We start from the raw sequence: 6,341 nt of genomic DNA, 5'->3' as shown, positions 1-6,341 counted from the left end.
TTGAACTCGTAGACAATCATGGATATCGACCAATTAACCACATGCTTATGCTATCACAAAAAGCATAAAGCCGTCGTAGAACGACGGGGTTTTAAACCCATTTTTCTGATAAAATATCGGCTAAAACCATTACTTTACGTGCTATTAGTTCTGAGAAATTCTGAGATTGAAATAGCATTGCCTTTCAGTGAATATGCGTTTGATCACTGGTTAGGAAAGGATTAACTGGTGCAGGTCTGGAGCGATAGAACAGAGGAGTTGTGCTTCTTTGGAAGTGCTATCAAGCAGTTCAAAATTTGCGAACTCAAAACCAGGGGCGACGGAGCAACCGACTAAAATTTTATCTTGAATCGGTACAGCTGCTTGCCACATACCTGAAGGGACGACATAGCAGAACTGGTTTTCTTCTGGCGATAATGTAATACTTTGTGGGGGCGACTGAGTACCATCCCAAAGATAGAGATAGAGACCTGCGCCTTGATAGAAATTCCAAACTTCGTCGCCGTTAACCCGATGGAAATGACTTTTTTCCTCTGGATTGAGGGAGAAGTAGATATGGGTGAGAGCGCATCTCACGGTTGAATCGGCGGTGCTTACTGATGTGTTTGAGCGAAATATCTCTTGGTATCTTCCTCCTTCTGGGTGTTCTTTCAAATTCAGTGGCTTCATGGATGTTATTTGCATGAATTTTTAACTAAGTATCAGTTATTACGCATCAGTATACACGGGACTCAATATGATACTTTATAAATTAATATTAAGTTTTTAATGCCTCTTTTGTTGCCTAAGTCACGTTAACTCTATCACCTGTCCCCTGTCCCCTGTCCCCTGCTATATATTGTTTCCTACTAAAAAAATCCCTGAACTAAGGAGTTAGGGATTTCTAATGTTTCTACAAACTGATTGTACTTAGTTACTACTAGTTACTGCTTTTATCAGTTACTTAAATATATTAATCTGCTAATAAGCACCACTATTTCTATCAAACAAAACGGCAATTGTTTTGAAAATCAGTTTCAAATCGTACAGCAAGCTCCAGTTTTTTTGATATAACAAATCCAAGCGGATGACATCTTCAAAACTACGAACTTTAGACCTGCCATTTACTTGCCATTCCCCAGTCATACCGGGTTTAACATCTAACCGTTGCCATTCCGGTACTTCATAGCGCTCTACTTCATCCGGTGTAGGTGGTCTAGTTCCTACTAAACTCATATCTCCTTTCAAGACGTTCCAGAATTGGGGCAATTCGTCAAGACTCGTGCGACGTAAGAATTTCCCAACCCGCGTAATTCTGGGATCATTTTCATTTTTAAAGAAAGCACCCTGTACTTGATTTTCGACTAGAGCTTTTTTCGCTTCTGCATCTACACACATGGAACGGAATTTCCAAATTTTGAAGCGTTTACCCATCCAGCCACAACGGATTTGTCCAAAGAAAATAGGGCCTGGATCGTCGATTTGAATGGCAATGACTACGGGAATCAATAAAATACCCGTGATTACCAAACCTACCAAAGCACCGACAATATCAATAAATCGTTTAGTCCAAGATGCGACAGAAGGATGAGTAGTGGGTAGTTGCTCTATTTTCCGAGTAGAAGCCTTCTGTGACTCTGAAGCATTCTCCGTTGCTTCTGGGACTACGTTATTACTGGATTCAATAGAGAGAACGTTATCTAATCCTGTCAGATTTAGCACTGCCATGACCTGGGGAGTCACATTCCGCAGGATCATGGTAATTCCTTTTTCTTGCGTATTTTTAAAGTTACTCACTAAGGCTCCCAAGCCACTACTATCCATAAAGGTAGTAGCTTGAAAATCAACAATGATTTTCTTGGGATGAGAGTCTTGTTGAGTTAATTGTTGGCAGATTTGCTTAAAGCTTACTGCCTCCAGCACGCTTAGTCGGGTGGGAACCTGCACTACTACTGTTTCGTTTAGGGTAGTAACTAGAAAATTTACCTCTGTGGGTTGGCTGGTCATGAAGCTCTGCACTTTGGTTGCCATGTACATTTAATCTGCCACACATCATTATTGCTTGAGAAAGTTGCCTTACCTGATGTTAAATCAGTAGGAATAATGACTCATAGTTAGTTACTCAGGATCAGAGATTGCCTACGACGATTCACAATAGAACAAGAAGCTAAAATACTCACTTGTTGTTGCATCGACGCGGTGCGATCGCATATTACACCATGACTGCTAAAACTACAGCCGAACCTACTGCACGCCTGGTTGAGGTCTTTTCTGCTATTCAAGGGGAAGGACTGAATGTCGGGACACGTCAAATTTTCATTCGCTTTGCTTTTTGTGACTTGCGCTGCCACTTTTGTGATAGCGCCCACACATGGAATGCACCTGATATTTGTAGAATAGAACGATCGCCTGGACTGAGAGATTTTGAAACTCACCCAAATCCCGTCCCACTACATACCCTTATCGAATGGGTGGAAAGGCAAAATTTACCTTGTCTACACGATAGCATTAGCTTAACCGGTGGAGAACCACTTCTTCATGCTCATTTTTTACAAGAGTTTTTGCCTCAATTGCGATCGCTCACTGGTTTACCCATATACCTAGAGAGCGGGGGACATCGCCCAGAACAACTGGCTACAATTTTATCCCATCTTGACTCTGTGGGTATGGATTTGAAGCTCAAAAGCGTTAGTGGCGAATCTCATTGGCAAGCCCATAGTCAGTTTCTCCAACTTTGCTATACACGTTTAGATACTTTTGTCAAGATAATTATCTCTCACAGTACAGACTTAGCTGAATTAGAACGAGCTGCTTTGCTAGTGGCAGATGTCAGTCCCGAAATCCCCGTATTTTTACAACCTGTCACACCATTGGCTGCTTCTGAGCAATTTAGCCAAACACCTGCACTTGCTCCTGCTCCCGAACAGGTTTTGATTTGGCAAGCCTTGATGAAACGGTTCTTAAAACAAGTCCGGGTTGTGCCGCAGACTCATAAAATGTTAAATCAGCTATGAGCAATCAACCAACAATTTTATGTAAATTTCTCTGATGAAATTAAAAACTTTGTAAGGCGGGGACTGGTAATTGGTAATTGGTAATTGGTAATTAGTAATTGGTTAAACAAAATTAGTCATGAGCTATTACCCTTGTGCCTCTGTGGTTAAATAATGTGAAGCCACAGAGGCACAGAGATTTAAGCATCTTCATCAGCAGGTCTAGATTTAGCTTTTGCCTTGTTGGCGCTGCGTTTGAGTGCTGATAGTCTAGCCTCATAACGGGAACGTTGGCGCTTACTGGGTGTGGTATCAATGAGAGTTTTTAAGGCGCTACCAAGACTCTTGTAGGCGTTGGGGAGACTGTAACCAAAGCGGGTTGCTAGTGCGATCGCTTTTTCGTCAGCATCCAACAATTCGCGCATTTGCTTTTCGCCGTTATTCTTTTGATATAACCGCCAGCCAGAAACACCGCACAGCGCCAAAGCTAAAACTAACAATAATCCATCCTGTACCCATAACTCACCGACAGCACCACCTAAACCAATAGCTAATGCTGCCATTTCCCAACCATCCTTGGGAATTGTGTCATTTTGAATACGGGCGACTTCATGCCAAAATAGCAGATTACGCTGATCCATAGCCAAAGAATCCCATTTCACCAAGTCAATTTGAATTTCCACTTGGTCTTTACCGATTTCTTCGCTGCGGATCAGGGGTGGATTGACCTCAGTTGTACCTTCAACCGTGACCCAGCTCTGCAATTCTGGCGGTAGTAAGCCTTTCAACCGCCGAAGTTCACTCATTTCCGCTTTAGCAGAGGAGGTTGCATAGGATGTCATAAAATCCAGCCCTAGAAAATTTCAGTATATAGTGAGGGTATCACTTTGGAGTATAGCTATTTAAGTGACGATTCGTCTCACTCTGTAGGAAAACTTCCCCGCTTCTTTCTTGCTTCTATTGCTTTTTCTAAAATTTCTAATAATCCCGGTGCTTCTTCCTGAATACTCAATAAAATTCTTTCCCCAAGTTCTACATTCCCAGGATCATGTCCTGTTTTCATCACTTCCTTCAGCCGAGGTAAGGCTATATTATCCACAATTTGAATTAATCCACTCAGACAGCGATGAAACTGCTTCTCGGTAAGAATTGAGTCTTCCAAGGGAAACTCAATAATTGCTCTGACTTCACCATCTGATGGGTCATACTCCCATTGCAGCATTTTTGTTTCCCAAGAAATCGCCAGCATCGTTTGTAAGATGGCTCCCTTGTGAGGATGGTCTTGCACTCCCGCCAAAACTTGCGGCGCAAATACCCGAAAAAATTTTCCTTCCTCATCTAACTGCACAACTATAAGAAAATCTTCTAGGTTATCAGCGTCCACACCTGTGATAATGCGGTCTTCCTCTTCATCAAGGCGGTAGTCCCAACCCAGTTTATCTAAGTAATTAGCAATTTGTTTAAGGTTAGCTCCCATATAAGCCTCTTGAAAAAATGGTGGAGCATCTGTCACCAGACTAGTTTAACCTTTTAGTGGCATTTGCTTAATTAACATACAGCAGGGTACAGGGTACAGGGTACAGGGTACAGGCTTGAAAGTCTTCTGTTACATGGCTTTTGGGTGAAAATTTGTACCTCATTTACCCGCAATCTGCTGTAATTGCCTTTCATCTTTTAGGGGTATGCAGTCAGCTTCTGTCAGTCAGATTAGTCGATCAATTAGTATCTATATTTTTATTGCCAATAAAACAAGCAATAAATGTTCTTTTTAAATAAAGATACTAATTAATAAATAGAACGTCTTGAGAATTATTTGTTAATAGATAAAGCCTAAAAAAATAATCAACCTAATATAGATAAATAATCTAAAAGAACTCATAAGCATCATCAAAAAGCCCATGATTGAGGGAAACTGCGCTATGTGTGCTAAAAAAGTTTATATTACAAGCATTGATTTATTATTACATGGTTATTGTATTCAGTAACACATTCTTGAGCATCCATTGTCTTTGGAGTTTATGAAAAAATCAGCTTTAATTCTGGGAGCATCGCTAATTTTAACTATTACTGCTTGTGGAGGGAACTCAGGACAAACTGGCAATACAACAACTAATACAGGAGGTACGCCAGCAGCACAAACAACAGGCGATGCTGGTCGCGCCAATACCATCAAAAATCGTGGACAATTAATTTGTGGTGTCAGTGGTGAAGTACCCGGATTTAGTTTTGTAGGAACTGACGGCAAATATAGCGGTATTGATGTGGATGTTTGCCGTGCTGTAGCTGCTGCTTTATTTGATGACCCAGATGCAGTAGAATTTCGTAACCTCAACGCGAAAGAACGGTTTACTGCTTTACAAACTGGCGAAGTAGATATTCTCAGCCGTAACACTACCTGGACACTCAGCCGCGCCACCTCAGTCGGTTTGGAATTTGCACCCGTGGTTTTTTATGATGGTCAAGCAATTATGGTGCGAAAAAATAGCGGTATCAAAACTCTAGCTGACCTGAAGGACAAAGCCATTTGTGTGCAAACAGGTACAACCACCGAACAGAACTTAGCAGACCAAATGCGGAAGCGCAACATAACTTATAAGCCAGTCGTTTTTGAAGACGTTAACATTACCTTCGCCACCTACGCCGAAGGACGCTGTGATGCAGTGACAGCAGACCGTTCAGCGTTGGTATCTAGACGCACAACTCTACCTACACCAGAAGATAATGTAATTTTGGCAGAAGAGATTTCTTCAGAACCACTTGCACCAGCAGTAGCTAAAGGAGATAGCAGGTGGGGTGATACAGTGAAGTGGGTAGTTTATTCCTTAGTCAAAGCTGAAGAGTTGGGCATTAATTCCCAGAATTTAGCTCAATTTGCTAATAGTAATGACCCAGATGTCAAGCGCTTTTTAGGCACAGAAGGCAATTTAGGTGAAGGACTGGGTTTAACTAACGACTTTGCTGCCAGAGTTATCAAACACGTCGGTAACTACGGCGAAATTTACGATCGCAATCTCGGCCCCAAAACCAAACTAAACCTAGCACGCGGTCAAAATCAACTGTGGTCAAAAGGTGGGTTGTTGTATTCGCCACCATTTAGGTAAGGGACTGGGGACTGGGGACTGGGGACTGGGTATTGGGATAAACGAGTATAAGTAGGGTGTGTTACGGCTATGAAAGAATTTGAGCATTTGAGAGAGTAGGAATTAGCCGTAACGCACCTCTAAATACGGTGCGTTACGTGCTGCTTTAACGCATCCTACTGGCGTGGCAAGGCTAAAATAGTGCAATAAGTTTCCTCTCTAACCTCTGTGTCTCTGTGCCTCTGTGGTTAATTAATGCAACATTTTAGTCGTGTCAGTCCACTACTAG

General features: G+C 41.9%; 6 protein-coding genes. 2 read left to right on the top strand and 4 right to left on the bottom strand.

Annotated features, from left to right (window positions below; genetic code table 11):
• Positions 1-210: 210 nt before the first annotated feature.
• Entirely contained in the window at positions 211-669 is a 459-nt protein-coding gene (locus H6G83_RS34310; protein ID WP_190480575.1) for a cupin domain-containing protein, read from the bottom strand.
• Positions 670-960: 291 nt separating this feature from the next.
• Positions 961-2,010, bottom strand: a complete 1,050-nt coding sequence (locus H6G83_RS34305; RefSeq protein ID WP_190480572.1) for an anti-sigma factor antagonist — start codon at positions 2,008-2,010, stop codon at positions 961-963.
• A gap of 188 nt (positions 2,011-2,198) precedes the next feature.
• Between H6G83_RS34305 and H6G83_RS34300 the strand changes: the two genes are divergently transcribed.
• On the top strand, positions 2,199-2,993 hold the full coding sequence (locus H6G83_RS34300; protein WP_190480579.1) for a 7-carboxy-7-deazaguanine synthase QueE: 795 nt from the start codon (positions 2,199-2,201) through the stop codon (positions 2,991-2,993).
• 179 nt (positions 2,994-3,172) lie between these two features.
• Here the strand turns inward: H6G83_RS34300 and H6G83_RS34295 are convergent, their stop codons facing one another.
• Both H6G83_RS34295 and H6G83_RS34290 read right to left on the bottom strand, forming a co-directional pair.
• A complete protein-coding gene (locus H6G83_RS34295; RefSeq protein ID WP_190480569.1) occupies positions 3,173-3,814 on the bottom strand; it encodes a DUF3318 domain-containing protein in 642 nt (213 codons plus the stop codon).
• 77 nt (positions 3,815-3,891) lie between these two features.
• Entirely contained in the window at positions 3,892-4,449 is a 558-nt protein-coding gene (locus H6G83_RS34290) for a hypothetical protein (protein ID WP_190480577.1), read from the bottom strand.
• 541 nt (positions 4,450-4,990) lie between these two features.
• Between H6G83_RS34290 and H6G83_RS34285 the strand changes: the two genes are divergently transcribed.
• On the top strand, positions 4,991-6,073 hold the full coding sequence (locus tag H6G83_RS34285; RefSeq protein WP_190480568.1) for an amino acid ABC transporter substrate-binding protein: 1,083 nt from the start codon (positions 4,991-4,993) through the stop codon (positions 6,071-6,073).
• Positions 6,074-6,341: the final 268 nt, after the last annotated feature.

The sequence above is a fragment of the Anabaena azotica FACHB-119 genome (assembly GCF_014697625.1).
GTDB classification, from domain to species: Bacteria; Cyanobacteriota; Cyanobacteriia; order Cyanobacteriales; family Nostocaceae; genus Trichormus; species Trichormus azoticus_A.
Note: the sequence above shows the minus strand (reverse complement) of the source record. Positions and strands in the feature narration are given on the sequence as shown.

Bases quoted from the DNA above. Each gene is read 5' to 3' on its own strand.
- H6G83_RS34310 (WP_190480575.1), bottom strand. From the start codon at position 669: ATGAAGCCACTGAATTTGAAAGAACACCCAGAAGGAGGAAGATACCAA.
- H6G83_RS34305 (WP_190480572.1), bottom strand. From the start codon at position 2,010: ATGGCAACCAAAGTGCAGAGCTTCATGACCAGCCAACCCACAGAGGTA.
- H6G83_RS34300 (WP_190480579.1), top strand. From the start codon at position 2,199: ATGACTGCTAAAACTACAGCCGAACCTACTGCACGCCTGGTTGAGGTC.
- H6G83_RS34295 (WP_190480569.1), bottom strand. From the start codon at position 3,814: ATGACATCCTATGCAACCTCCTCTGCTAAAGCGGAAATGAGTGAACTT.
- H6G83_RS34290 (WP_190480577.1), bottom strand. From the start codon at position 4,449: ATGGGAGCTAACCTTAAACAAATTGCTAATTACTTAGATAAACTGGGT.
- H6G83_RS34285 (WP_190480568.1), top strand. From the start codon at position 4,991: ATGAAAAAATCAGCTTTAATTCTGGGAGCATCGCTAATTTTAACTATT.